Source organism: Microcella frigidaquae, from assembly GCF_014200395.1.
GTDB classification, from domain to species: Bacteria; Actinomycetota; Actinomycetes; order Actinomycetales; family Microbacteriaceae; genus Microcella; species Microcella frigidaquae.
Genome location: NZ_JACHBS010000001.1, coordinates 729,519 through 753,640 on the forward strand (window position 1 = coordinate 729,519; position 24,122 = coordinate 753,640).

40 protein-coding genes are annotated in these 24,122 nt (G+C 68.8%); 3 read left to right on the plus strand and 37 right to left on the minus strand.

What is annotated here, in order from left to right; all coding sequences use genetic code 11:
* Positions 1 to 45: 45 nt before the first annotated feature.
* The 8 genes from BJ959_RS03580 to BJ959_RS03615 all read right to left on the minus strand — a co-directional run bounded on the left by BJ959_RS03580 (position 46) and on the right by BJ959_RS03615 (position 6,921).
* The gene (locus tag BJ959_RS03580; RefSeq protein WP_153982551.1) at positions 46 to 1,380 is read right to left on the minus strand and encodes a phage portal protein; all 1,335 of its coding nucleotides are present in this window, start codon (positions 1,378 to 1,380) and stop codon (positions 46 to 48) included.
* On the minus strand, positions 1,380 to 2,873 hold the full coding sequence (locus BJ959_RS03585) for a hypothetical protein (RefSeq protein ID WP_153982550.1): 1,494 nt from the start codon (positions 2,871 to 2,873) through the stop codon (positions 1,380 to 1,382). The genes BJ959_RS03580 and BJ959_RS03585 overlap by 1 nt, the downstream gene beginning before the upstream one ends.
* On the minus strand, positions 2,827 to 3,198 hold the full coding sequence (locus tag BJ959_RS03590; RefSeq protein WP_165879018.1) for a hypothetical protein: 372 nt from the start codon (positions 3,196 to 3,198) through the stop codon (positions 2,827 to 2,829). The genes BJ959_RS03585 and BJ959_RS03590 overlap by 47 nt, the downstream gene beginning before the upstream one ends.
* Before the next feature lie 194 nt (positions 3,199 to 3,392).
* A complete protein-coding gene (locus BJ959_RS03595; RefSeq protein WP_153982548.1) occupies positions 3,393 to 3,929 on the minus strand; it encodes a hypothetical protein in 537 nt (178 codons plus the stop codon).
* Positions 3,926 to 4,228 (minus strand): HNH endonuclease, encoded by a 303-nt coding sequence (locus tag BJ959_RS03600; RefSeq protein WP_153982547.1) that lies wholly within the window; start codon positions 4,226 to 4,228, stop codon positions 3,926 to 3,928. The genes BJ959_RS03595 and BJ959_RS03600 overlap by 4 nt, the downstream gene beginning before the upstream one ends.
* 2 nt (positions 4,229 to 4,230) lie before the next feature.
* Complete coding sequence (locus BJ959_RS03605) at positions 4,231 to 4,869, minus strand: hypothetical protein (protein ID WP_153982546.1); 639 nt, start codon at positions 4,867 to 4,869, stop codon at positions 4,231 to 4,233.
* 9 nt (positions 4,870 to 4,878) lie between these two features.
* Positions 4,879 to 6,291 carry a glycosyltransferase family 2 protein gene (locus BJ959_RS03610; RefSeq protein WP_153982545.1) on the minus strand — a complete coding sequence of 471 codons (1,413 nt, stop codon included), beginning with the start codon at positions 6,289 to 6,291 and terminating at the stop codon, positions 4,879 to 4,881.
* 405 nt (positions 6,292 to 6,696) lie between these two features.
* On the minus strand, positions 6,697 to 6,921 hold the full coding sequence (locus BJ959_RS03615) for a hypothetical protein (RefSeq protein ID WP_153982544.1): 225 nt from the start codon (positions 6,919 to 6,921) through the stop codon (positions 6,697 to 6,699).
* A 43-nt stretch (positions 6,922 to 6,964) separates the two neighbouring features.
* Here BJ959_RS03615 and BJ959_RS03620 point away from each other — a divergent pair, with 43 nt between their 5' ends.
* Positions 6,965 to 7,225: a hypothetical protein gene (locus tag BJ959_RS03620; RefSeq protein WP_153982543.1), complete on the plus strand. Its 261-nt coding sequence runs from the start codon at positions 6,965 to 6,967 to the stop codon at positions 7,223 to 7,225.
* A 423-nt stretch (positions 7,226 to 7,648) separates the two neighbouring features.
* Here the strand turns inward: BJ959_RS03620 and BJ959_RS03625 are convergent, their stop codons facing one another.
* The 28 genes from BJ959_RS03625 to BJ959_RS03760 form a co-directional block, all read right to left on the minus strand.
* Positions 7,649 to 8,374, minus strand: coding sequence for a hypothetical protein (locus BJ959_RS03625; RefSeq protein WP_153982542.1), 726 nt, complete (start codon positions 8,372 to 8,374; stop codon positions 7,649 to 7,651).
* Between the two features lie 8 nt (positions 8,375 to 8,382).
* Positions 8,383 to 8,613: a hypothetical protein gene (locus BJ959_RS03630; protein WP_153982541.1), complete on the minus strand. Its 231-nt coding sequence runs from the start codon at positions 8,611 to 8,613 to the stop codon at positions 8,383 to 8,385.
* A 12-nt stretch (positions 8,614 to 8,625) separates the two neighbouring features.
* Positions 8,626 to 9,975: a replicative DNA helicase gene (locus BJ959_RS03635; protein WP_153982540.1), complete on the minus strand. Its 1,350-nt coding sequence runs from the start codon at positions 9,973 to 9,975 to the stop codon at positions 8,626 to 8,628.
* Entirely contained in the window at positions 9,972 to 10,733 is a 762-nt protein-coding gene (locus BJ959_RS03640) for a DNA-methyltransferase (protein ID WP_153982539.1), read from the minus strand. Before BJ959_RS03640 ends, BJ959_RS03635 begins: the two co-directional genes overlap by 4 nt.
* Positions 10,726 to 11,124, minus strand: coding sequence for a hypothetical protein (locus tag BJ959_RS03645; RefSeq protein ID WP_153982538.1), 399 nt, complete (start codon positions 11,122 to 11,124; stop codon positions 10,726 to 10,728). The genes BJ959_RS03640 and BJ959_RS03645 overlap by 8 nt, the downstream gene beginning before the upstream one ends.
* Positions 11,121 to 11,855: a helix-turn-helix domain-containing protein gene (locus BJ959_RS03650; protein WP_153982537.1), complete on the minus strand. Its 735-nt coding sequence runs from the start codon at positions 11,853 to 11,855 to the stop codon at positions 11,121 to 11,123. Before BJ959_RS03650 ends, BJ959_RS03645 begins: the two co-directional genes overlap by 4 nt.
* Positions 11,852 to 12,049, minus strand: a complete 198-nt coding sequence (locus BJ959_RS03655; RefSeq protein ID WP_153982536.1) for a hypothetical protein — start codon at positions 12,047 to 12,049, stop codon at positions 11,852 to 11,854. Before BJ959_RS03655 ends, BJ959_RS03650 begins: the two co-directional genes overlap by 4 nt.
* Before the next feature lie 205 nt (positions 12,050 to 12,254).
* Complete coding sequence (locus BJ959_RS03660) at positions 12,255 to 12,662, minus strand: hypothetical protein (RefSeq protein ID WP_153982535.1); 408 nt, start codon at positions 12,660 to 12,662, stop codon at positions 12,255 to 12,257.
* Positions 12,659 to 14,026, minus strand: coding sequence for a ParB/RepB/Spo0J family partition protein (locus BJ959_RS03665; protein ID WP_153982534.1), 1,368 nt, complete (start codon positions 14,024 to 14,026; stop codon positions 12,659 to 12,661). The genes BJ959_RS03660 and BJ959_RS03665 overlap by 4 nt, the downstream gene beginning before the upstream one ends.
* A 26-nt stretch (positions 14,027 to 14,052) precedes the next feature.
* Complete coding sequence (locus BJ959_RS03670) at positions 14,053 to 14,814, minus strand: hypothetical protein (RefSeq protein WP_153982533.1); 762 nt, start codon at positions 14,812 to 14,814, stop codon at positions 14,053 to 14,055.
* Positions 14,815 to 14,927: 113 nt separating this feature from the next.
* The gene (locus BJ959_RS03675) at positions 14,928 to 15,179 is read right to left on the minus strand and encodes a hypothetical protein (protein ID WP_153982532.1); all 252 of its coding nucleotides are present in this window, start codon (positions 15,177 to 15,179) and stop codon (positions 14,928 to 14,930) included.
* On the minus strand, positions 15,176 to 15,550 hold the full coding sequence (locus BJ959_RS03680) for a hypothetical protein (RefSeq protein ID WP_153982531.1): 375 nt from the start codon (positions 15,548 to 15,550) through the stop codon (positions 15,176 to 15,178). Before BJ959_RS03680 ends, BJ959_RS03675 begins: the two co-directional genes overlap by 4 nt.
* On the minus strand, positions 15,547 to 15,765 hold the full coding sequence (locus tag BJ959_RS03685) for a hypothetical protein (protein ID WP_153982530.1): 219 nt from the start codon (positions 15,763 to 15,765) through the stop codon (positions 15,547 to 15,549). Before BJ959_RS03685 ends, BJ959_RS03680 begins: the two co-directional genes overlap by 4 nt.
* Positions 15,762 to 15,992 (minus strand): hypothetical protein, encoded by a 231-nt coding sequence (locus BJ959_RS03690; RefSeq protein ID WP_153982529.1) that lies wholly within the window; start codon positions 15,990 to 15,992, stop codon positions 15,762 to 15,764. The genes BJ959_RS03685 and BJ959_RS03690 overlap by 4 nt, the downstream gene beginning before the upstream one ends.
* Positions 15,992 to 16,252 carry a hypothetical protein gene (locus BJ959_RS03695; RefSeq protein WP_153982528.1) on the minus strand — a complete coding sequence of 87 codons (261 nt, stop codon included), beginning with the start codon at positions 16,250 to 16,252 and terminating at the stop codon, positions 15,992 to 15,994. Before BJ959_RS03695 ends, BJ959_RS03690 begins: the two co-directional genes overlap by 1 nt.
* The gene (locus BJ959_RS03700; RefSeq protein ID WP_153982527.1) at positions 16,252 to 16,539 is read right to left on the minus strand and encodes a hypothetical protein; all 288 of its coding nucleotides are present in this window, start codon (positions 16,537 to 16,539) and stop codon (positions 16,252 to 16,254) included. The genes BJ959_RS03695 and BJ959_RS03700 overlap by 1 nt, the downstream gene beginning before the upstream one ends.
* The gene (locus BJ959_RS03705) at positions 16,536 to 16,904 is read right to left on the minus strand and encodes a hypothetical protein (protein WP_153982526.1); all 369 of its coding nucleotides are present in this window, start codon (positions 16,902 to 16,904) and stop codon (positions 16,536 to 16,538) included. The genes BJ959_RS03700 and BJ959_RS03705 overlap by 4 nt, the downstream gene beginning before the upstream one ends.
* A gap of 8 nt (positions 16,905 to 16,912) precedes the next feature.
* Positions 16,913 to 17,569 carry a hypothetical protein gene (locus BJ959_RS03710; RefSeq protein WP_153982525.1) on the minus strand — a complete coding sequence of 219 codons (657 nt, stop codon included), beginning with the start codon at positions 17,567 to 17,569 and terminating at the stop codon, positions 16,913 to 16,915.
* Entirely contained in the window at positions 17,569 to 18,798 is a 1,230-nt protein-coding gene (gene bet / locus BJ959_RS03715) for a phage recombination protein Bet (RefSeq protein WP_153982524.1), read from the minus strand. Before bet ends, BJ959_RS03710 begins: the two co-directional genes overlap by 1 nt.
* 85 nt (positions 18,799 to 18,883) lie before the next feature.
* A complete protein-coding gene (locus BJ959_RS03720; RefSeq protein WP_153982523.1) occupies positions 18,884 to 19,942 on the minus strand; it encodes a YqaJ viral recombinase family protein in 1,059 nt (352 codons plus the stop codon).
* The gene (locus BJ959_RS03725) at positions 19,939 to 20,112 is read right to left on the minus strand and encodes a hypothetical protein (RefSeq protein WP_153982522.1); all 174 of its coding nucleotides are present in this window, start codon (positions 20,110 to 20,112) and stop codon (positions 19,939 to 19,941) included. The genes BJ959_RS03720 and BJ959_RS03725 overlap by 4 nt, the downstream gene beginning before the upstream one ends.
* A complete protein-coding gene (locus BJ959_RS03730) occupies positions 20,112 to 20,420 on the minus strand; it encodes a hypothetical protein (protein WP_153982521.1) in 309 nt (102 codons plus the stop codon). Before BJ959_RS03730 ends, BJ959_RS03725 begins: the two co-directional genes overlap by 1 nt.
* 22 nt (positions 20,421 to 20,442) lie before the next feature.
* Positions 20,443 to 20,964: a RuvC family protein gene (locus BJ959_RS03735; protein WP_153982520.1), complete on the minus strand. Its 522-nt coding sequence runs from the start codon at positions 20,962 to 20,964 to the stop codon at positions 20,443 to 20,445.
* Positions 20,961 to 21,263, minus strand: a complete 303-nt coding sequence (locus tag BJ959_RS03740; protein WP_153982519.1) for a hypothetical protein — start codon at positions 21,261 to 21,263, stop codon at positions 20,961 to 20,963. The genes BJ959_RS03735 and BJ959_RS03740 overlap by 4 nt, the downstream gene beginning before the upstream one ends.
* Positions 21,264 to 21,342: 79 nt before the next feature.
* The gene (locus tag BJ959_RS03745; RefSeq protein WP_153982518.1) at positions 21,343 to 21,558 is read right to left on the minus strand and encodes a hypothetical protein; all 216 of its coding nucleotides are present in this window, start codon (positions 21,556 to 21,558) and stop codon (positions 21,343 to 21,345) included.
* Entirely contained in the window at positions 21,558 to 21,827 is a 270-nt protein-coding gene (locus BJ959_RS03750) for a hypothetical protein (RefSeq protein ID WP_153982517.1), read from the minus strand. The genes BJ959_RS03745 and BJ959_RS03750 overlap by 1 nt, the downstream gene beginning before the upstream one ends.
* A 156-nt stretch (positions 21,828 to 21,983) precedes the next feature.
* The gene (locus BJ959_RS03755; protein ID WP_153982516.1) at positions 21,984 to 22,700 is read right to left on the minus strand and encodes a BRO family protein; all 717 of its coding nucleotides are present in this window, start codon (positions 22,698 to 22,700) and stop codon (positions 21,984 to 21,986) included.
* Between the two features lie 35 nt (positions 22,701 to 22,735).
* A complete protein-coding gene (locus tag BJ959_RS03760) occupies positions 22,736 to 22,927 on the minus strand; it encodes a helix-turn-helix domain-containing protein (protein ID WP_153982515.1) in 192 nt (63 codons plus the stop codon).
* Between the two features lie 122 nt (positions 22,928 to 23,049).
* Between BJ959_RS03760 and BJ959_RS03765 the strand changes: the two genes are divergently transcribed.
* Together BJ959_RS03765 and BJ959_RS03770 are read left to right on the plus strand one after the other, a co-directional pair.
* Positions 23,050 to 23,319 carry a helix-turn-helix domain-containing protein gene (locus BJ959_RS03765; RefSeq protein ID WP_153982514.1) on the plus strand — a complete coding sequence of 90 codons (270 nt, stop codon included), beginning with the start codon at positions 23,050 to 23,052 and terminating at the stop codon, positions 23,317 to 23,319.
* A 119-nt stretch (positions 23,320 to 23,438) separates the two neighbouring features.
* Positions 23,439 to 23,864 (plus strand): hypothetical protein, encoded by a 426-nt coding sequence (locus tag BJ959_RS03770; RefSeq protein WP_153982513.1) that lies wholly within the window; start codon positions 23,439 to 23,441, stop codon positions 23,862 to 23,864.
* Here BJ959_RS03770 and BJ959_RS03775 read toward each other — a convergent pair.
* A complete protein-coding gene (locus BJ959_RS03775) occupies positions 23,824 to 24,087 on the minus strand; it encodes a thioredoxin family protein (protein ID WP_153982512.1) in 264 nt (87 codons plus the stop codon). The two genes, BJ959_RS03770 and BJ959_RS03775, sit on opposite strands and share 41 nt — an antisense overlap.
* Between the last annotated feature and the right edge of the window lie 35 nt (positions 24,088 to 24,122).

The following is a 24,122-nucleotide window of genomic DNA, read 5'->3' on the forward strand; positions in this document are numbered from 1 at the left end:
GGCGTACCTGCATCCCCGCCCGGGTAGGCGGGTGGGAGTGGACCCCTACTGCTCGATGGCAGGAGGGACGTCGATGGGGGCGATCGCGCGGGCGCTCTGCGCGCCAGCGATCGCGTCGGCCGGCTTCCAGCCCGGCAAGAGACCGAGCAGCATTTCCAGCGGCGGCGGCGACGGGAGCGAGGCGAGCTTCTGGATCGCGTCGGCGGCTTGCGCGAGCGACCGCGAAGACACGTCCGCCCACGACACCTCAGCGTCATCCGGCACATCGACGTTCAGCAGGTCTCCCGCCATGCGCAGCGCGAGCTCGTAGCCCTCACCCAGCGGGTCCTGCAGATCGCCCAGGTGACGGAAGTAACCCGCCTCAGCCGCTGCGATGCCCTCCGCGCTCATGTTCACCATCGCGGCGAACGGCCCGTACGTGGGCGGCACCTGCAGGATCGACAGCATGTGGCGAATGTGCGCCTCGAGTGCCTTCACCACCTGGTCGAGATCGGCCGGCTGGAACGACCCGAAGCGAGCCGTCTCCCCGTTCACGCCGACCGCCTGGATCAGGGTGTCGACCGCGACGCGCACGTTCTCGTCGAGCGCCTCACCGCCCGCCATCCACTTCTGCGGGAACGCGCCGTACCGCTGCACCATCTGCAGAGTGAACGTCGCATCCACGACCCGGTTATAGACCGGCAGGGCAGGCTCGACGATCGAGCGCGGCACGTCATCGTAGGTCGCGCCGATGCGCGCCACCGGCGTGTAGCCAAGGCTGTGCGGCGCGAACTCGACATCACCAGGCACCTTGTAGCCGCCGCTAAAGCGGTGCACGCCCTCCTCGGTGATGAGCATCCACTTCTGCGACTTGGTGTCCCGCAGCGACCCCTCGACGAGGTGCAGCACCACACGCGGGTAGTCGTCCCACGGCTCGTCATACACCGCGAAGGTCTTCAGCGCCGACATCGGCCGCAGTAGCACCTTCTCCGGGTCCCGGTGCGGGATGACCGCCAGGTAGGAGTAGCCGAGCGAGATCGACTGTCGGGTCAGGTGACCCTGACGCCCGTCCATCCCCGACGCCTGCCACGCCTGCCGCCACACGACCTCATCGGAAAACCCGTCGATACGGCACCCCTGGCCGAGCGCGGCCGCGGCGAAGTCCAGCCACGGCGACGACGCCTTCCGGAACAGGTCCTTGTACTCCATGTCGGCGTTCGCCGGCATCCACGTGCGCGTCAGCTTCCCGTCGATCTTCTTCTGCAACGTCTCCAGGCGAGCCCACTCCTGGCGCGCCTTCGAGAAGAACGAGTCCACCAGTGTCGAGATCTCCACCGCCGTCAGCGCCCCCTCGGGCACCTCCGGCAGGTCGATGTCGTACAGCTCTGCGTCTGTCGGCATCAGGCGTATCCCTTCACCTTCGCTGGGTCTCGAGGCGGATTGGCCGCGAGCTTGAACACGCCCCAGAGGGCCCACGTGACGACCTGCGCCTGCGCGATCGGGTACCTCGGGTCCGAGGCCTCCCACGTGCTGCCGGCCTTGCCGATGACGCGCGTCGTCGCGTACTGCAGCGACTTCCGCACCTCCGCCTGGCCGCGGTGCTCCACCCGGCCGGCGTTGACGTGCTCGATGAACTGCGAGTGCGCTGCGGCGAGCTCGTCGAGCGACATCGCCATGTACCGCACGTTGCGGCGGCCGAGCGCGGTCAGCACCATCGCCGCGTTCTTCGGGTCCAGGACGACGAGCGCGTCGGGCATCTGCTTCTTCAGCACCGCGACGAAGTCAGCCAGCCACAGCGTGCCCGCGGCGGTGTGCCGGTGCTCGACGTACACGCGACCGTCTTCGGTCTGCGATGCGATGCCGATGGAGGCGAACTGGCCGCCACCGCCGAGCGCGAGCGCGATCGCCGCGCCCTTCCCGTGCTCGCGGTTCTCGACCTTGTGGTCGTCCCACGCCTTCAGGTCCAGGGCCGACAGTGCGACCTCTTCGACCTCGGGTCGGTTCGGCCACACCGAGAACCGCTCCCGCAGCAGCTCGCCGCGGTCGGTCGCCGTGTCCACCTGCTCCTGGATGGTCTCCGGCTCCACACGGATGCCGAGCGCCGGCAGGGACTGCGCCCACACCATCGGATCGTGCAGGTCAATCGACGCCGTCAGCTTCGGATCCTCCGCACCCTCGGGCGACCACTCCATCCACATCGTCCGCGGCGCCGGCCCCGTGCGACCGCGATCGCGCACGCCCTCGAACACCTCGCCCTCGCCGTCATCCGGCACCGTGCCGAAGTACAGCTGCTGCCGGTTCGGGATCGTCGTCGTCGTGTACGACAGCGCCGACCGTTGCGAGTGGGTCAGGTACTGCGCCTCGTCGTAGACGATGTCCGCCGCAGCGAAACCACGACCCGAGCCCTTCGACCGGGCCACGAACCGAACGCGGTCACCCAGTCGCTGACCGCGCCGCTTCTTCAGCACGATCGCTTCCTTGCCGTTCGCCGAGTAGATGTGATCCACCAGCGGCTCCAGGCGCGGCTGCGACTCGATGATCGACTTCAGCGCCTCGAACGACTCCGTCGCCGTCTTCACCTCATGCGCCGTGTGCAGCACCGTCCGCCGGCGGAGATCCTCCATCGGGAACAGGAACAGGCGCGCCAGGTCGAAGGCGACCAGGATCTCCGTCTTCCCCTGCTGCCGAGACACCAGCAGGCCAGCCTCAGACGCCGCCCACCGGTCCTTCTCGTCGACGTCGTGCAACGCCCACAGCACGTACTCCTGCCAGTCGTCCAACCGCATCCCGCACGCGCGAACGAAGTCGACCACCATGTCGCCATAGGAGGCGACCGCCGACTCCGGCCTACGTGCGAGGCGTGGCCGCTGCTCGCCGAGCAGTACCTCCAGCACCGAAGAGCCCTTCAAAGGGGTCCACCTCTCCAGCCGGGCCCGGCGTCGAAGGGCCGGGCGCATCCAGCGCCAGCAGCTCCGCGAGCACTTCCGAGTGACGCTTCGATAACGTCACGATCTGCATCGGCTCCGACTCGATGACCTTGTCCATCGCACGCTCGAGCCGCTCAAGCTGCGCGACCAGCCGCTTCCGAGCGAGCTCACGCGACTCCGTCGACGCGGCAGCAGGCGCCGCCGACGGCCGCAGCTGCACCACCGCGCCGTTCCCCTCGCCATTCCCCGACGCCTCACGCCGCCGATCCGCCTCCGCCTGCCGAGCAGCCACCCGACACGCCTCATCGACCGGCTCACCCTTGCGCTTGTGCCGCCGATACGCCGCCGGAGTGCCGCACGGAGCCAGAACAGCCGCCATCGAGCACCTCCAGGCGTGTCAGGTGTCAGGTGACCGGGAGAGAGACGAGGGCAGGCTGGGCGGGAGGTGTCCGCGTGACGGGCTTCAGAGGGGTCCCCCCACCCCCGTCAGGCTGCGCGGGTGGTCTTGCCGTCGTGGATGGAGTGGCAGGGTGCGCAGCGGGGCTGGTAGTCGTCCTGGTTCAGGCTGTATCGCAGTCCCGTGACGTCGGTGAGCTCGTCAGGGCTGGCGTTGCTGTATGACCAGTGCTGTGCGGGCTGCCCGCAGTCGACGCATGCGTGCGCTGATGCTGGGCCTCTATCGACGGTGAGCCGCTTGTGTGCCTGGTAGTAGCCGACCGTGGCTTCTCTGCGGTGCGTGGTGCGGTTGCCGCAGGTGGTCTGGCCCCGGTTGAGGTTGCCGGTCGGGATCGTCGCGATCGCTCCGCACTCGCACTTGCATCGCCAGTGGTAGCCGTCAGTCTCGAGGACTGTGAGGAGGCCGAACACCTGGCCGATCAAATCGCGCCGAGGTTGCGGCTTTCGGGCATTCGGGTCGCCGTAGCGGTATGCGCGCATGGCGTGGGAGCCGCAGTAGCGGCGGCGCTGGTGGCGAGGCTTGCCGCATCCGTTGATCGCGCATAGCGCGGCAGTGGTCGCGATCATGTGGCCTCCCAGATTTCGACTGGAGCCCGGCTGCCCTTGCGGCTATTGCAGGCGTTATGCATTGGGATCAGAGTTTGCGCGACGAGGTGTCCGCCGTTGGCGAGCGCTTCCGGGTGGTCTGCGGTGAACGCCTGCGGGTGCCCGGCGGGCAGGGTGAGGTCGATGGGTTCGCCGCAGCCCTCCTGCGTGGGCGACCCGTAGCCGCATGGGAGGTTGTCGCGTTCGACGCGGCGCTTCAGTGCGTCTCGCTTGCGGCGGTACGCGGTCTTGCCGCGGCCGTCGCGCTGACGCTTCGCCATGCTCAGCCTCCGATCGGGACGACTGGGGTGTTCCAGGTCTGCGGCCAGCCGAGCAGTCGCGCCCGCCGCGGCTCGTCGCGGGGTTCCCCGTCCCGGTGTGCGGCGACCGGTGCGCCGTCCTCGTGGTCGACGAGAGACGGCCACGTGTACAGCACCGGGCGGTCCAGCACGTAGCGCCAGTACATGCCGATGCGCTCGTCGTACGGCACCGTAGGCCGGTCGCACCAGTCGAGCAGCGCGGGGATCTCCGGGGTAGGGATCGCGATCGCGACGCCGTGCAGTAGGACGGGTGCGGACAGCCATGCGGCGCCGATATCCTCAGCCTGCTCACACGCCCGGTCCACGGCGGCCTGCCACTGGGGTGGCCGCGAGGTGCCGAGGTAGAACGACACGAGCGCGTCCGGGTGCTGATCGAGCGCCGCGGCCGCGTGCCGGCGGAAGTCAGGCACGGGCAGGGCGTCATCCTGCAGCACCAGGTGATGCGTCGCCTCGGGGTCGTAGGCGGCGATCGCGCGCGCGCCCGTGTCCCACTCGTCGTCGCGCTCATCCCAGACGATCGCCGCGTCGACGTCGCGGGCGAGCTGCTCGGCGGCGTGACGGCGCTTCGGGTGCGCCATCACCACCACGGACAGACGCACCACGCCGGCCTCCTACTTATGACGCCAGAGGCTGTACGGGGTGCGCTCGTTCGCCTTGAACCGCGTGTTGATCCGCGGGCCCGTGATCAGTCGACCTGACCACTTCGAGTACGCGACCAGGTTCAACAGGCCCATGTCGCCGACGCCGATGCCGTGCTTCGTCCTGCCCGTGTGGAGGTCGGTCTGGATCTCCCAGTACGCGGCGAGCAGGTCGTGCAGGAACGCCATCACCGTCTCGCGGCGGCCGCCGACGAGGCCAGCGTTCAGCAGCTGCTCGTCGGCGTGCTGGTCGATGAACGCCTGGATGGTCTCGTTCGGGTGGTTCTTGCGCATCCAGTCGCAGCCGACCACCTCGTGCTCTGTGCCGACGGCGAGGCGATCGCCGAAGTCGAGGAGGAACGGGTCCTGCAGCTGCTCGACGTCGGTGCCATCCACGCACCACACCAGGTGCAGCTCGGGGTGGTCGCGCAGGTATCGGTAGATCGACTGCCAGCGCTGCACGTACGGGTTCAGCGTGGCTGTGACGCGCTCGTACGTGACCATGTCCGTCGAGTGTGCGTTGAGCTGGTCGTGGAGCACAACGAGGGGCACGGTGAGCGACTTCTGCAGGGTCGCGAGCAGTGCGGGGTCGGCTTGCATGTGCTGGCCGCGTTGAGGGTCCACCACGCCCGTCAGGAGGGTCGTGATGACCGTTCGGGCGGTGCGGTACTCGACGTAGTTCGCTTCGTGGCGGTACTGCCAGTAGATCGCCTCGTTGCGGGCCATCTGCGCCTGCCGCTCCCGCTGCGGGACCGAGCGGGTGACCTTCTCGTCCTCGTCGAGCGAGCAGATCAGGCGGCCGGAGTCGACGACGTCGGCGTACCGCCAGAAAGTGAGGCCGGCGTTGAAGATCCGGTCCGACCACGACGGGTGCTCGTGACCCCACGTCCCGAAGATGGGATCCATACCGCCGACGACGTCGAGCACCTTGCGGTCGACGTAGAGCATGACGCCGCGCGAGTCGGTGTAGGCGACGTGCTGGTCGTCACGGTATAGCTCGCCGGGGCCGCCGGACCGGTCGCGGAAGATGTACATCAGGTGCGGCTCAGGCGACTCGACGTACGGCTTCCACCACTCGTCGACGAGCGGGTAGCCGTCGTCGTCGAAGAGGAAGATGTGGTCGCAGTCGGCGAGCAGCTCGAGGCACTTGTTCTTCGCCCGGGCGATGCCGACGTTCTCGGCGAACCGGTAGGTGGCGTCAGGGAACGGGGTGGTGGAGGCGTCGTCGACGATGACGACCTTCGCGTCTGGGGTGAGGCGGCGGATCTCGGCGATCGAGTGCTGGGCGACGTCGGCGCGGTTGCGGGTGGTGATGCCGATGCCGATGCGGGGCGTGTGGGTGCCTTCGGGGATGTAGCGGGTGCCGCCGATGATGACGTCGGTCATGTGGCTCTCCGTGGGTGAGAGGAGGGTGGGGTGCAGGTGCGCCGCGCCGTCGAAAGGAGGCGGCGCTGTAGGGCGTCCTTCGCGGCACGATGGACCGCCGCGTTGACACCCCACCCGAGCGTGGGTGCACTGTGGTGGCGGCACCCCCGGGCTCCCAGCTCGGTGCAGGTGCCGCCACCTCAGGCGTGCAACGACTGTGTGACCAGTGCGTCGCAGATGATCCGATTGCGCCCCCGACGGACCAGGTGGATCAGGCCTCTCCCGGCCGACGGAGAAGAGGTTCGGCGGCCGGTCGTTAACGGCGAAAGCGCGCCGCCTCCGGTGGGAGGGTGCGCGCTTGCCTGAGGCAAGAGCCTACCAGGAGACCCGTACCGACCATCGTTGATTAGCGCGTGTTGTGATCACCTAGAACTGGTTATGGTCACGTGCGAGGGTCTTCAGTTGTCGTTCACGGGCCGCAATCCGGTGCGCGACGACCTCGCGCGGCTTCACTAGCGTCCCGTCGAGGTATGTCGGGAGGCCCTGGCGGATGTACTTGCGGATCGTGGCCGTCGTGAATCCCAGGTGAAGGGCGGCCTGCCGATGCGTCCAGAACGGGGCATCTAGGTTCTGCAGCTGGCGATCAGCCACAGCGCGCCCTTCGGACGTCGGTGCCTGTCCGTAGCATCTGAGCATGATTCCCTCCGCTGCGGACCTGCCAACCGAGATCGGGGCTGACCATGCTCACATCTTCGTCGATGGACGAACCCGATACTCGCTTCGGAAGTCGGGAGATAACGAGTGGACCTTGTACGGCCACTTTCGCCCAGCACGGCCGACGTTGATCAGTTCGATCTCTCGAGAAGGCGATCGATGGGTGGCGCGCGATCGCTACGGGCTGCGCGCGATTCGTAAGGCCGATTTTCGAGAGATCGTGGAAGGGTGCTTGACCTGACTCGGTTCGTACGCTCATGAGGTCGACCCGGAATCAGGAGTAGTGCGGATGTGCTTGTTCCGCGCTCGCCAGTAGGCGCGCAGCGCAAGATCATCGGCCACGTTCCCAAGCCACAGCAGCTGGTGCAACACCGGCAGCCTGCTCGCCGCAATGCCCGCTCGAATGCGCCGGGCGTAGCGGCGCCTCACTGCTCTGCCTCCCTGCCGGAATCGGGCAATTCGGGGCTGAACCAAAGCGACGAGATTGCCACACACCGCGTGCAGCTGTAGCCCCTCGACCCTCGCTCCAGCCGCGACCCCGGTCGTGGCGCGACATACTCGGCGCAGGCAGGATCGGTGCGCAGGTGGAAACTCGACCCCCACCACTTCAGTGCCCCGGCGACACGTTGTGCCAGCATCAACAATCGGTCACGGACTCGCATCGTCACTGCTCTCCTGTCTCGGAATCGTGTGAACTGCGCACGGGCGCGCGCAGCCCCTCATGGAACGGATTCGCCGGATCGAACGGCTCCACCCGCCGCTCCACCACCACCGGCTCCAGCCAGCCACTCAACGCCCGCAGGTCCCCCTCAGGACGCCACCCGCAGTGGCCGCACTTCACCTCCACATCGGTCACGTCGACCCCCCACCAATCCGCACGCACCTCGAACTGCTCACACGTCGGGCATGCGCGCGGCGTCGCCGGCCTCGGCTTCCGCTGCTCCATCGGAAACCGACCCCGCACCTCCCCCACCAGGCGCACGATCTCCCCGTGGTACACGCTCCCCTGCCCGTGCCCGGCGATGCTCGGCTCGAGCGCGAGCAACGCGCCGGCCACCTTCCCCGCGAGCCGCCCAGCGTCCTCGACCGACGTGCCCGCGCGGAACCCCTGCACCTCCCGGTAGTTCGACCACGCCACCGCCGACGACACCGGCGCGACCACCTCGAACTGCTCGCACCAGTAGTCGAGCCACAGCAGCAGATTCGCGAACAGATGGTCGGCGGCGTCCGTCGGCGTCACCCGCAACGGAGCACGCTCGCGCGGATCCTCCTCGCCGCGCTCCCCCTGCCCGTTGCCGGGCACGATCAGCGACCGCACGTGCATCGAGAGCTCGCTCACCTCGCCGAGGGCGCGCTGGCATCGCCACTGCAGCACATCGGCGTCGGTCATCTCCTCGATCACAGCGGCGCCCCGCCCGCTTCTGATGCCGTGCGCGCGGCCATGTCGCGCAGATGGTCAGCCAGCAGACGATCGGCTTCATCGGCAGCCGCCACCAACTCGCGGGCCAACGTCATGGCCTGCGTCACCGTGTAGCTCGACGCCTTCCGCGCCTGCCACAGGTGCACCCGGTAGTCGTCACCGACCTCCACCCGAGCCACCTCGAACGTCTCCGTCACTTCGATCGCCACCATCGTCTCCTCTCAGCTCTCCTCGTACAGGTGATGCGTCGGCGTCCACGGCTTCTCCACGAACCGAGCGAAGTGCGCCTCCCACGCGAGCTTCACCGCGCCCAGCTCGCCGTGCCGGTTCTTCGCCACGATGAACTTGATGTCTCGCGGATGCTTCTCCGCATCGCGGTGCAGCAGGATCACCACGTCGGCGTCCTGCTCGATACCGCCCGCCTCGCGCAGGCTGGCCAGAGTCGGCTCGACAGGGCCACCGCGCGCCTGCTGCGGTCGGTTCAGCTGCGCGGCCGCCAGCACGGGCACGTTGAAGTCCTTCGCGATCTGCTTCAGGCCACGCGAGATCGAGTCGACCACCACACGCCGGTCCGACCCTTCGCCCTGCACCAGCTGCAGGTAGTCCACCGCGATCCCGGTCAGCTTCCCCCGACGCGCGACCGCGCGCGCGTGCTGTCGAATCGTGGCCAGCGTCTGTCCGCCCGCATCGTTGATGAAGATCGGCGCCTCGCGCGCCTTCGTACGCGTCTCCGCGACCCGCTTCCACTCCAGGTCGGTCAGCGAGTGGTTCCGCAGCGACTGCATCGGGATCTCGCCCAGGTACGACAGCAGACGCACGCCGAGCTCGGCCTCGGTCATCTCGAGCGAGGAGAACGCGACCATGCCGTGCCGGGCGAGCTTCACCGCCGTCTGCATGAGCGCGATCGTCTTCCCCTGCCCGGGACGTGCGGCGACGACGACGAGCGACCCGGGCGCGAACCCACCGATCAGCTTGTCGATCGGCTGCCACGGCGTCGGCAGGAACTGCGGCTTCTCGTCGAGGGTGTCGATGATCTGATCCAGCGCGTCGCCGATGCGCCGCACCGACCTCCCCGCGCGCGACGTCGCCGCGTCCAGAGCACGCCGTGCCGCATCCTCGAGCTCATCGACGGTCCCCTCCGACGCGTACGCCTTCGTCGTGATCTGCATACCGACCTGCAGCAGCACACGGCGCCGAGCGTGGTCGTTCACGATCTGGGCGTGATAGCCCGCGTTGCTGACCACGGTCGGGATGCCGGCAAGCTCGTGCAGGTAGGCGGCGCCTCCCGCCTTGCCGAGCGCGCCGTGCTTCTGCAGCTCGTCGCCGACCGTGAGCACGTCCACCGGCTCGTTGCGGGCGACCAGGACGCCGATCGCGCGGGCGATCGTCTCGTGCTTCGGCAGGTAGAAGTGATCCGGCTGCACGACCGCCATGACGTCTTCGAGCGCGTCGCGCGAGAGCATCATCGACCCCAGTGCCGACTGCTCTGCCTCGAGCGACCACGGCACGTCGCGCTTCACCGCGACATCGTCGGGTGCGTCAGCGTCGGTGTACGTGTACTCGTCACTCATGCGCTCAGGCCTTCCAGGTCGAACGTCTGCTGCGCGAGTCGTTTCGCGGCGGCCAGGGCGTAGTCCTCGCGCGCCTCGAAGATGACGCAGCGACGACCCAGCGCTCGCGCGGCCACAGCAGTCGTGCCCGAGCCGCCGAACAGGTCAACGACGAGGTCGCCCCGCTCGGTGCTGTACTCAATGAGCGGCGCGACGATGCCCACCGGCTTCTGGGTGGGGTGCACCGCGCGACCGTGCTCCGAACGGACCTTAATCACCGACCTCATGAGCCGGGGTCCGCCATCCTCAGAGACGTAGCTACTCGCCCCTCGCGAGCCCTGGTGCTCGCCCTTGGACTCGCGTCGACGAACGACGCGCGGGCTCCCGTCAGCAGTGGTCGGTGTCGTGTGCTTCACGTCGGCCCATTCGCCGTGGTACCAGTGCGTGGCGATCTCATGCACGCGCCGGAAGCGATCGGCGGCCAACCCTGACCCGTTGTGCTTCTCCCAGATCAGGTCCTGCGCAAACCGATAGCCCGCGTCAGTGAACTCTTTTCCGTGTTCCAGGAACATCCGCATCGACCCGAAGCTCCAGAGCGCGGGTGCGATCGAACAGGCATCGTCAAGCCAACCAGTCGGCCAGCGGTCCCACTCCAGGCTTGTCTCCCCGTAGGGCGGGTCGGTAATGATGGCTGTCGCGTCCATCTGCGACAGGTCTGCGTCGCGGTAGTCGCCGAGGAACAGCTGCACGAACTCGTCGGCGTAGATAACCTCACTCATCGTCGACCTCCACCGGCACCGCCCACTCCTCGCCGGCGTCGAGCGCCCGCGGCGGCTGCAGGCGCGCCGCGAGCTCCTCGACCGTCATGGCCGCTGCCTGCTCCTCGGTCAGGCCGGCACGCTCGAGCGCGAGAGCGCGCCCCACCTGCTCGGTGAGGTCAGGGATCGGCGACGGCTTCTCGTCGACGACACCAGCGAGCTCGAGCAGGTGCCCGGGCTCGAGGTACACGCCCGGCCGCTCGCGCCGGAACCTGCGCACGGCCTGCATCGCAGCCTCGAACGGGAGATCTCCGACCACCTCCATCCAGTAGTCGAGCACCAGCCCGTCCACGTGTCGGTTGTCGCCGAGCTGGATGAACGCGAGCACCCTCGCCATCTCGGCCCGGATCATGCGCCGACCGCCTTCTGATCGGCGCCCAGCGCGATCGTCGCCATCGCACGATCAGCCGGCGACAGCTTCACCCCGCCGCGCTGCTCAGCGCGCTCCTGGTCACGTCGCAGCCAGTTCCGCCACGTCGCCAGCCAGTCCCTCTTCGTCGCCTTCGCGCCCGTCGCCGCCCGCCAGTAGTCGACGAACATGCGAGTGCTGCGGTCGACGTCGACCAGCGGTGTCTCGGCGGCCGCCCACTGCCGCATCTCGACGGTCACGATGAACGGTTCGGCGATGGTGGTGCCGCGCGAAGCGCGCCCTCTCTCTACGTCTCTTACGTCTATACGTATAAGAGAGGAGCGAATGTCGTCGTTGTCGGGGAATTCCTGCACCGCTGTCGGGGAATTCTGCGGCGCTGTCGGGGAATCCGGACGGAGTTCCGACACTTTGTCGGCGGATTGTGACGCCCACGGCACCAGCACGCGGAACTCGTTCGGGCGACCCTTCACGCCCTTGATCTGTTCGATCAGACCCCGGTCGCGCAGCTTCGGAATCAGCCGCTCGATCGTGCGACGGTCGACGCGCACCTTCCGCGCGAGCCCGTCGTAGGTCAGCGCCGTCTCCGCGTCGACGAACCGGCACCGGCCGAAGTCGTCGGCGACGTCGGCGAGCGCAAGCAGCAGGATCAGTTCGTTCCCGTTGACCTCCTGGGTGGCGTCATGCCACACCCAGCTCGACACCTTCACGCTCACGCGCGAACCCCCCACTTCCACTCGAGGGCAACGTGGCCGAGGTGCAACATCACGAACCTCTCGGCACTCTCGACGAATGACGTGTACGGAAGGTGCCTTTCGTGCTCGGTCACCCACGTCTCGACACCCAGCATCCAGGGGCGGTCTCCGCCCCAGTACTCGACCTTGACCACTCGCGGAATCAGTCGCTTCATGCTGCACTCCTGTCGTCATCGCAGGGGCACGGCCGCTCAAGCCAGCAGCTCGTGCACATCTCCGCCCGCTTGACCGTCACCCGCACGCGAGGGGCGCCCACGCAGTCCTCGTGCACGACCGAGCCCTCCTCATAGGCGCACTCGTCGCCCGGCACGATCGGGTCCCCGCAGGAGCCGCAGGTGCCGCGGTACATCGCCCTGAACGTCACGCGAGGGCCCTCCACTCGTCCCACACCGGCCCGTACACGGCGCGCATCAGCTCAACCGCCGCCTTCTGCGAGATCGGAATCCGCATCCCGTCAGTCGTCAGCTGATGCCACCCAGCGAGCGCGTACCGTACCGGCACTTGCGCCGCCAACCCCTGCTCGACCACGAACCGACGCACCTTCCACCCGTACGCCAGCGCCCGCACCTGCAGCGCGCCCTCATAGGCCGCATTGCACAACGCGCACGCCGTCAGCCCTTCCGCGAGCCGCGGCCGCGCCTTCCGCCCGCCCATGCCCTCAGCAGCACGGTGCTGGTAGGTGATGGTGGCGAGCGTGCCGCACGAGACACAACGGTGATCGTCGCGCTCGTACGTCACCGCACGCACCACAGGGGTCGGAGTCGTCACGCCGCCTGCGCTCCCTCAACGACCTCACGCTCGACATCGGCGAGCTCGTAGCCCCAGCCGTTGAGCAGCCGCAGGTAGTCCGCCACGCCCTCCGCCTGCCAGCCCTTCCGGTCGAAGTCGCGGCCGCCCTCACGCTCGGCCAGCGCCACAGCGAGCGCGACGTGCGCCGCGCGCGCCGGGTTTTCCGACAGCATGCGCCGCAGCGTCAGGTAGCCCACGTACTCGCTGTCCTGCTCCGACGCCTGCAGGAGCCCCTTCGCCATCGACCAGTTGATGTTCGAGCTCGAGCGGCACAGCAGCAGCGCGACCTGCAACTCCCACCCGGCCGGCAGAGTCTTCCGCTGCAGCAGCCCCTGCAGGAACACCAGCCGCCCCTCGGTCGCGATCTCCCACGCCTTCGTCCGCTCGCGCGCCGCGCGCCGCTCCGCCTTCAGCGCCTCGGCCTCCTCCGGCGTGGTCGGGGCCGCAGGCTTGCTCGCATACGCGGAGCGGTCGCGGCCAAACAGTCCCCGCTCGCGCCAGCCGCGCACGCCGTACTCGACCTCGACGACGCGCTCGTTACGGTCGGCACCTCCCCACCCCCAGCTGAGGAACGCCACGAGACCATCCCCTGCGATCTGCTTCATCTCGGCCTCATCAAGCCCGTCCATGCGCCGCTCGAACGCCTCGTCAAGGAACAGGTCACGAACCGCGCGCGGGTCGTCCGCGTCGTATCCGAGCGGCTCCACGACCTCCACCCCGGCCGCCTCGATCTCCGCCATCGCCGCAGCCTTCGCCCGCTCGAACCGCCACTCGCGCACGTCGTAGCCGACGTTGTAGCCCTTCGCCAGCTTCTCGCCGAGCTCGGCCGCGAACTCCTCGTCGACCTCCGCCACCTCGGCCAGCATCGCCGCGTCCTCCAGCGACACCTGCTTCTCACGCATCACCTCGACCGCAGCAGGAACGGCAGCGACCTTCAGCGCGACGTCGACCGTCGCCTTCTTCTCCCCGGTCTTCTTCGCGATCGCCGACGCAGACAGGCCGAACAGTGCCAGGTCACGGATCGCCTCCACCTGATCCGCGTTCGACAGGCCCGACCGGTGCTCGTTCACCACCAGCTGATCGACGATCCGCTGGCCCTCATCGGTCACCACGGGCTGCACGACCACCGGAACGACGCTCAGACCCGCCTCCACGGCCGCCAGCGTGCGCCGCTGACCATCCAGCACCTCCAGCCCCGTCGGGCCCTCCTGCACCAGCACAGGCACCTTCACGCCGTGCTGCTTCACCGACGCCACGAACTCCTTCGTCAGCGCCACGTCGCGGCGCACGTTCGCCGCCACGATCAGATCGCCCGGGGCGACCTCACGAATCTCCATGCTCATCTCTCTCTTCTCTCTGTCGGGTGTTGCTACTTGCCGGACTGCACGGCCACGCCCACCAGCGCGCCGCTCTGGTCGAGGTCGAACCGGACGAAGCCGGGCTGCTCGCCGTCGACGTCGACGACCACGCCGCCGGCGTCGTCGCGCTGGAACCGGAACCGCGACGGGTTGGCCTCACGCGGCGGCACCACCAGCTGCGCGTCCTTCGAGAGGGTGACCTCGCGCGCGCTCTTGGCGACGTCGAGCTCCAACTCCAGCGACGCCACACGATCGGTCAGCTCCGCGATGCGCTTCGCCTGCGCCGCGTTCACCTGCTCCCGATCGCTCAGCACGCCCTCCAGCTCGGCCACCCGCCCCTCCGACTTCGCCAGCTGGTCACGCACCGCGAGCAGCGCGGGAGCGTCGTCAGCAGGCTCGGCAGGCGCCTCGGAGGGCCCGGGCGCGGTCGCGCCGTTCTCCGCCCGCTTCCTCCGCTTGACCTCCCGCTGGTATTCGGTCGCCGCCTGCGTGCAGGACCTCCCTACCAGCGCGACACCCGGACACGCCTCCTTCAGCCGGCACCCGGCCGCATAGCCGCTCGTCGACCCGTGTCGCTCATCCGCGATCGCCGGAACCGCGGAAGGCTCTGCCGTCGGGCCCGGCTCAGGCGCGCTCCGCGGAGCCTGCGCCACCAGCGCCCGCTTCTCCTCCGCCACCTTCGCGTCGAACTCCGCCAGCTGCACCGGCGTCATCCCCTCATCCACACGACGCCGATACCCGTAGTCCGACTGGTAGCGGGTGTACGCCTGCATGCACGACAGCCGCCCCTCATCACCCTCCGGGCAGTGAGAGCCCTTGCAGCCCTGCCGATACCCGTCAGGCGTCCCATGCGGGAAGCCGTCCTCCAACCTGTCTGCGACGCCCATCAGCGGGCCTCCTTCCACTTCTCGAGCTGATCCACCAGTTCGGTGGGGGTAGTCGCACGCGCCTGCGTGCTGGGGAACACGACGTCGAAGCCGCGCGCGCTCGTCGACGCCCACGCGACGGTCGAGAACTCGCCGTCGACGATCTCGACGATGCGGAACCGACCGGGCGCGTCGAGGGACACGGCGAGCTCGAAACCGGCGGTCTCGACGAGGTCGCGCAGCTTCGCTTCATGCCGCTCAGCGGGGCTCATCGGTCGCTCCCGAGGATCGCGTCAGCCAGAGCGAGGGCGTCGCGGGCGTTCGACCAGACGGCGCGCTCGACACCGCCGCCGGCGATCTTCGCCTCGGCGCGCGCGAGAGCCGCACGCAGGATGCTGATCTGCGCGTCGATGGTGCGGTGCAGCGTCACGATCAGCTCGGCGTCGTTCGGCTTCATGCCACCCGGCACCGGGAAGAACGTCACCGTCGTTGCCGACATGAACGCGAACCCGTCAGCCTCCGAGTAGATGCGGGATTCCCCGGTCTCGGGCATGGACTCGAAGTCCCAGTCGCCGGGCGTGCACGCCGCACGCATCGACTCGAGCTTCTCGATCGCGGCCCGCAGCCGCTCGACGGGCGTCACGAGTCACCGCCAGCGACGAACCCGAACCACGCATCCGCCAGATCGATCGGATCCAACGTCTCGCGCTCGAAGTAGCCCACGACGTCATCACCATCCGGACGGATCACCTCGATGCGACCGATCACCGGGTTCTGCGCGATCGCCGGCTGGACTTCGATCGGCTCCAACGCGTCAGCGATCGCCCGCAGGTCACTCGCGCTCAGCGGCAGCCTCATCGGGTCACCACCGTGACCGTCGACGACGGAGCCACACGCACCCGCTCACGACCACCCGGCACCTGCAACTCCAACGTCACCACCGCGCCCGGCCCATGCACCGCCTTCCCATGCACAACCAGCACCAACTTCCCCTCCCGATCGCCACCGATCTGCGGCACCCGCACCCGACGGCCCAACACCGACGCGTTCAGCAGGCCCGCCTGCACGTCCTTCTCCTCAGCCACTACGACTCCCTCCGAACCTTCTCCGCCACCGCCAGAGCAGCCCCCAACGGGGCGTCTCCCGCGGCGAGCGCCGCCTCTGCCTCGGCCTCCAGCCACTCCGCCACCTGCCGGGCCACGAACGTCCGTGAGAACCCCAACTCGTCGAGGCGCACCATCGCCGACCGCAACTGCGACGACTGCACCGGCTGGTACCGTTCGACGTCGTCCGCCGCCTCCCGCAGCAGGCGCGCCGCCTCCACCAGCACGTTGATCTCGTCCATCACCGGCTCCCCTCATCGAGGTGCTCGAGCAGCTCGCGGCAGAACCGCTGCACCGCCTCACGCGTCGCCCGCATATCCGGGTCGTCCTTCTCCGCCAGCAGCAGCCGCTCAGCGACGAGGGGGAACTGCATCGCGTATCGGCCGCTCGCGAGCGCGTAGGCGCCGAGCAGGTCTGCCTGGTGCTGGCTGTGCTGGTGCGCGAGCCGCTCGCCCAGCGCCGCCCAGTCGTTGACCCTGAGAGTCACCTCGACTTCGATGCCGTCCACAGACGCGCGCTGGCCGCTCACCACCACACCTCGACCGCGATCTGACTATTCCCCGCGACGTGAGCACCCTCGTGCCCCGCCTGCCACGTGCACGGCCGCCCGTCCCGCGGCGAGCGAGCACCGCAGTACCCGGCATCCGGGTAGTCCGGCGTCGGGTCCGGACCGCCCGCCCGCACCTCCATGCCACCCTCCGACGGCAGCGCCGAGTCGTCGACGAACTCGCCCACGCTCCCCGCCAGCGCCTCGCAGGCCGCCCGCACCGCCTCAGCCACATCGAGCAGCGCGTGCACGATCGCGAGCTGCACATCGACCGGCGCGCCCGAATGCGTCAGCATCCCCTCACGCAGCTCGCCGAGCAGCCGCTCAGCCTCAGCCCCGTGATCCATGCCCGCGCTCATGCTTCACGCCCCGTCCCGGCGAGACGGAACGTCGCCTCCACCATCCGCGCCTGCGTCTGCGCCGCCGACGTCGTGGTCTCCGACGCCCGCGACACCGCCCGCACATAGTTCAGGACCGTCTCCGCGTCATCCACCGCCCGCGCCAGCGACTCCGTCTGCAGGTAAACGTCCGCGTCCCGCTGATCAGCCGACCGCCCCAGCGACCGCTGACGGGCGTGCGCACGACGACGCTCCAGCTCGTGCTTCAGCGCCTTCCACGCCCGCTCCGCCTCACGAATCAGCCGAGCACCCTCAGCCACCCCATGCTTCGCCCACTCCAGGTCATCGATCACCTGATCCGGCGTCTTGATCTGCCCCGCCGTCGGCTGTGGCGCCAACCGCGTGCGAATCAGATCGGCACGCTCCTCCTGCAGCGACGGATCCGCCACCGGTCGGCCTGCCATGTCCGTGAGCACCTGCCCGTCGACGAGCACCAGGTGACGCTCGAACCGCACCACCGGCGCCGACACCACCACGGGGTCGATGGACTTCTCGACCGGCACCGAAGGCTCGTTGTCCTCTGCCGGCGGCACGTCGAACGCGAACGCGCGCGCCTTCGCCGCCTCCTCCACCGTCAGCTCGGGCGTGTGCGCCTCACCCCTCGGCGCGGCCATCAGATCACCTCGTCATCGTCAGCGACGACCTCGGCGTCAAGCACCGCGGGCGACCCCTGCCACCGGTCATCACCCGCATCCTCAGCCCACGACGCGCCCTCCACCGGCGCCACCGCCGACAGCGACCGGTACATCTCCTCCAGCTGACCGACCACCTCGTCAGCCGCACCAGCCGTCGACGCCTCGATGATCAGCGCCCGCAGCTGCTCCGCATCCAGAGCGCGCCCCTCACGCAGCCAGTCGCGCGGCTTCACCTTCGTCGGCTTCGCCTCCACCAGCGGCGGCGTCGTCTCCTCCAGGGCTTCCTTCGCCTTCCAGAGCGCCTGCTCGACGGTCTGCCCGACACCCTGGAACGTGACCGGCTCAGCGAACGCGCCGACCCGCTGCGCCTCCCGGTACAGGAACCGCAGACCGTCGAGGTCAGTGACCTGCTCGAGCTCGGCCGCCCAGTCACGCGCGGGAGCCTCCGGCGCCGACGCAACGCGAGCAGCCTGCGCACGCTGGTTGCGGATCACCGCTCCCGGGTGAGTCTCGACCACGTCGCCGTCAGGCCCGACGCCGAGCTCACGCGTCACCGGCGTCTCACGCTCGACCAGAGCGCCACCCGCCTGCTGCATCTCCTCTGACGAGTACAACCCCGACAGGTCCTGCGGGAACGCCTTCCGAAGCGCCAGCATCTCAGCGCACTTCGCCAGCATCAGCGGCCCCATCTTCGACCACATCGCCGACGGCTTCTTCTCCCCCGTCTTGCGACCGTTCTCCCACACGTCGTCGTACACCGCGTACGCATCCCACAAGGCGATCGCGTACAGCGGCTCCTTGAACGACTTCCGCAGCACACCCACACGGGCGGCCTTCGGCGGGTCAGAGGACAGCCACACCTGCGTCCACGTCACCCCGTCGCTGGTGAACTCCGGCGTCGTCTGCCCCGCGTACTCGCCCGACCGCTCCGCCACCAGGCGTGCGCCGTCGATCGAGATCTGGATCTGCCACTTCAGCTGACCCTTCGACTTCCGCGCGATGCAGTAGATCTGCCGCGCCAGCGGGTTCAGCTGCGTCTGCGCGCAGTGCGCCAGGAACGCGGCCACCACGGGCCGCTCCGCCAGCGTCTTCTGTCCGGTCTGCGAATCCGTGTGCACGAGGCCAGCGGCCTCCACGATCGCCTTCTCCTCGTCGTTCCACTCGTGCACGTTGCTCGTCGTCGGCAACGCCAGGGTCGTGCTCGTCATGTTCTTCTCTCTCTCGTCGGGTCTTGCTTGTTGCTTCGGGAGGGTGCGGCCGCCCCCACCCCTGTGGACGACCGCGCCCCGTCTGTCACCGCTTCGGCTTCACCGCCGTCACGGTCAGCCGCGACCGGCCCTTCTCGGGCTCTCCCGGCTTCGTGAACTTCGCCTTGTGCTCCGCCCACCGCGCCATCACGCCAGCGATCCGCTCGGACTCCTGGCTGGCCTGCAGCACCTCGTCCCAGAGCGCGGGATCGGCCTCGACAGCGGCGACCTCGTCGAAGGCGTCGGGGGTCGTCACCTCGCCGGGCGTGTACGTGATGCGCGCGAGCACCGACTCCTGCTGGAACGGCACACCACGCTCATCGAGCAGCATCTGCAGCCGTTTCCACGCGGGCTCCTTCAGGGCCTTCGCTTCCGCCTCCAGCTCACGGCCGCGCAGCACGTTCACGGCGAGCGTGTCGAGCTCCTCGTCGATGTCGGCCTCGACGAACGCCTCAGCGCCCATCTCGTCCAGCACGGCGAGGAACTCGTCGGCGATCGCCGCCAGCTCGGCCAGCAGGCTCCCGTGCTCCTCCGCCGAGAACCAGCCGAAACCGGTCTCGCCCGGAACGAACGGGTCATCGTCCGTTCCGGCGCCGAGCCGCTGCTCGTGGGCGAACAGGCAGAGGGTCGCGCCGACGACGTACATCTGCCACACCATCTGCGCCAGGTAGCCGGTCGCGAGGAACGCGTCCGAGCCGGGCGCGATGTCCTTCCCCGATGTCTTGATCTCCGCGATCACCAGGTCCGCGACGAGCCCCGAGCCGATGCCGTCAGGGCTGGCCAGGTGCCGCGGGTTCTCCGCAGCACGCACCAGCCGCGACTCGGGCTCGATCCCATACCTGGTGCGCACGAGCTCGGCGATGATCGGCTCCCGCTCCTTACCCCACGCCGTGTACTTGTTCCCCGAGAACGAATCCGCACGACGGCCGAGCTTCTTCTCCGCCATCTCACGCATCGCCAGCACGCGACGGCCCGGGTCCAGCAGCCACAGGTCGCGCACCTCGGTCGCGGTGATGCCCTGCCGGCGAGCGGCGAGCCACTCCTCCCGGTCAGCATCGGACGGGCCGAACCGGTCAGCCAGATCCTCCAGCACCGCCGCGCTCATGCCTGCACCTCACGCTCGACGAGCACGCCGTTCTTGAGCTGCTCGAAGTACGCCGCGCGCCGCGCCTCCCACTCCGCGCGCGCGACATCCGCGCGAGCCGCCCGCTGCTGCTTGTCGTGCGCGCGCTGCTCCGTCGTGCGCCGCTGGCGCCGCTGTGCACGGGCGCCCATCACTCATCGCCCTCCGCGTCCTCAGCAGCGAAGTCCAGATCCAGCTGGTCCTCACCCGTCCGCGCCTTGTACGCCGCCTGCTGCAGCGCCTCCGCCGCCTCCCGATCCGCACCCAGAATCGGCTCGATGTGCTTCACATACAGCACCGGATACCGCTCGTCCTTCTTCAGATCGTCGACGACCTTCGCCACCGCATAGGTGACGATCGCGGTCACCGTCTGCTGCTGGTCATCGAGCAGGTCGTCCTCGAGGTTCTCGAGCCCGTTGTGCTGGTCCTTCGGACGAGCGGGCTGAATCTGCACCGTCATGTGTGGGTTCTCTCTTCCTGGGTTACGGCCACCGCGCGGATGTCATCGCGCGGGCCTGTTTGGTGTTGATCTCGCCGTCCACCGGCGAGCCGAGCCACCGACACCCCATGCCCATCAGGGCCAGAGCGTCAGCGATGTTGTCGTCCCGCACCTCGACGTGCGGGTGCGCGGTTCGCATTGCGGCGACCACGTCGGCCTTGTCCGCGTTGCCGTTCCCGGTCGCGTACATCGCGCGCGTCTTGGCTGCGACGATCGCCACGCGGCCGCGGGAGCAGAGCTGGTCGTAGAGCATCCCGAACAGCCACGCCCGCTCGAGCACCAGGCCCGAGTTGTGGCGAGGGATGTAGGGCATCTCGAGCACGTAGAGGTCGCAGGCGGGCGCGAACGTCACCACCCGGCCGACGATGTACCGCACCGCCTGCCGGATGCCGGCGACGCCTTCGCCGAGGTCGGCGCGCACGAGCGCGGTCACCGTCTCCCCGTCCGCGTGGAGCGCCAGGCCCGTGCCGCGCAGCGACTGGTCGACGCCGAGCACCGCGGTCACGACGACACCCGCAGCGGCTCGAACGCGTAGATCTCCGGACCGGGCCCCTCCGCCCCGCAGGACGTGCAAACCATCTGTCGAGGAGCCAGCGCCTCCGCTCGATGCGGCTCGCACGTCAACCCGAAGACCCTGCAGGAGCGGCACCGGATGATGCCGACCGCGGGACGACCGCACGGCCGCGACACCGGACCGCACACCCACACGCCGAGAACGCGGATCATCTGCTGCACGCGCATCTCGCACCCCTGCTCGAAGTCGAGGTGCTCGATCGTCTCCACCTCGACGTTGACCGCGGTCACGAGTCACCGCCGAACGCGCGATCAGCCCAGACGGCCCAGCCCACGACCGCGGCGACCAGGGACACCACCAGCAGCGCGGTCACGAGCGCGACCCCTCACGGCGAAGACGCGCCACCTGCGACGGCCAGCACGGGCACAGCGGCCGATTACAGGTGCGGCCATACCCGTGCGGCCACTTCCGCCGCCACTCCACGAGGCCGCCGATGATCGCGACCACGATGCCGAGCACGATCAGCACGGCCAGCGCCGGCCACACCGCCGCCAGCTGCACCGCCAGCGCATCCGCCGCCGCCATCAGAGCGCCGCCTTCGCGATCGACCGCAGCTCCTCGAAGCCACCCTCCGTCAGCTGCGCGAGGTTCATCGCGCCGACAATCTCGGGGAACCCCTTCGCCAGCAGCGCGCGGTTCTCCTGGTCAGCCGAAGACACGGTCAGCATCAGCCGCTGGCGGAACATGCCCGGCTCGACGCCGTACACGCTGTCGCCGAAGTGCCACAGCACATGCCGGACGACATCGAGCGGGAGGCCGCGGTTCTCAACCAGCGGCGGAGTGGACTGGACCATCGGGTTCTCTTCTCTCTCAGGTGGGAGCCGGCCGCCGTCGGGGGGCAGCCGGCCAGGAAGGTCAGGGGTGCCGGCGTGCGACGACCGCGAGGGCGATCCACGCGAGGACCGCGAGCACGATGAGCGTCAGCGGCTCGCTGTTCATCAGGTCGGGGATCACGACATGCCCCCAAACCCAGCGAGCTGCTGCGGCACCGAATCTGCGCGCAGGGTGACGCCCGCTTTCTCCAGCACCTTCACCAACGCGGAGGGACGCACGCGCGGCGTGTAGTCGACATACTCGAACCCGTCGCGGCCCTCATGGACGGTCACCTTGACGTCGAACCAGTGCATGTACCGCTGATACGGCATCCGCGAACCGCCCTGCACGATCACGCGGGCTTCGCGCAGGCGTGCGTACAGAGTGGTGCGCCCGATGCCGCCGATCTTCGCCACGGCTTCCATCGAAAGAAGGCCGTCGGCATCCATCAGACGCTCATAGGCAGCGACCTTCGGTGCGTCGAGGGCGGCCTGCGCCTCGAGCGCCTCGACTCGGCGGGCTTCAGCAGCCGCAAGCTCGAGGGCCTCCGCGAACGATGTCGGCAGTGCTGAGCCGTACGCGCCTGTCTTGCGGATGCTGGGCAACACCTCGTGCGTCACCCACCGCTTGAAAGAGCGCGCCTCTGACACCTGGCTTCCGAGCACAGCGCCGTAGAGTCCGGCCTCGCTGATGATCGTGAGGTTCTGCTGGCCGCCAGGGGTACTCACTGAGCGAGTACCCTTCTCGTCTTCGTCGAGGCGACGCGTCATGTTCGCCGCGTCGCGGTAGCCGAGGATGCGGGCCACGTCGCCCGCGACGAACCACGGCGCACCATCGACCATGACCGTGCGCACCTCGCGACCCTCGAACGCGAAGGCCTCGATGGCACTCACGCGGCACCCTCCGCGCTAACCCCGAGCGCCTTGTGAACATCTGCCTGGGCAAAGCGATAGTGGCCGCCGGGGAGTGTCATCGCGGGCTTCAGCTCGCCGCGCTCGACCCAGCGCCGAACGGTGGATGCGTCGACCCGCGCGAACTGCGCGACCTCATTCGTCGTGAGATAGATCACTTGCGATGTCATGGGCGACACTGTGCCATGTAAACGCGAATGATGCAATACAACACGTTCGGCGCGTCGTAAAAGAAAAGCTAGCCTTGCGCGTAATGCGCGTTATGTGTCAGCATGAACGCATGAGAACAGGAATGAGCACCACCGCATGGGTGCCTTCGACGGCAGATTTTGCCACTCGGCTCGCGATGGTTCGCCAGCGGATGGGGTGGAACCTCAAGGAGGCCGCTGTCGAGTGCGAGCTCGGCGTCAACGACTGGGCTCGGTGGGAAGGCGGCATGATGCCGCGCAACTTCACCGAGGCCGTCATGCACATCAGCGCCCGCACTGGAGTCGATATGTTCTGGCTGATGACGGGCCAGGCTCCGGCGATCGCTACTGCGGAGTCGCGGCCTTCAGATTAGAAGGCTCCTGCTCTATCCGCTGAGCTACGAGGGCTGGTGCTCCCAGGCTACCGCGGCGTGCTCTCGGGCGTCCTTCAGCGCGGCGTTGCACGATCGCGGTACACGAGAGGAGCATCCGGATGGTCGATCGCCTGTTGGGCGTCTACAACGCCGACGGCGGACTCGTCGGCGAGCTGCGCTACATCGTCGGGCACGTGCTCGGCACGAGGAGTTGCGCACTGTGCGGCATCACGCACTCGCCGATCCGCCGCAAGCGGGAGTGGGATGCTCTCGTGACCGAGCTGGACGTCCGCGTCGACCTGCGCCACCTCAACGAGCTGGACGAGCGGGAGCGCGCCGCCGTCGGCGACAGCGCCCCGGTCGTGCTGGTCGACCGCGACGGGATGCTCTCACCCCTGCTCGACGACGCCCAGCTGACCGCCCTGGACGGCTCGGTCGCGGCGTTCGGAGCGGCCGTGCGCGCGGCGCTCGCGGCGCTCGAGCCGTTCGAGCCCGAGGGCGCCGTCAGTCGAGAGCCTGCGCCAGAGCAGTCAACAGCCGGCTGAGGGTCGGCACTCCCGTCGCCCGCAGCACCTCGCGGTCGTCGGCGCCGTAGATGATCGTCGTCGGCGTGCTGGTGATGCCGAGGTCGGCCGCGCGGTCCTGATGCGCCGCGACGTCGAGCTCGTCGACCTGCAGCGCCGGCACCAGCGCCTGCGCCTCGGCGACGACATCGCGCGTGCGGTGGCAGGGGTCGCAGAAGGCGCTGGTGTAGAGCTCGAGCCGCATGCCTCCAGGGTACGGCGGCGCAGCCTCCGGTCGGG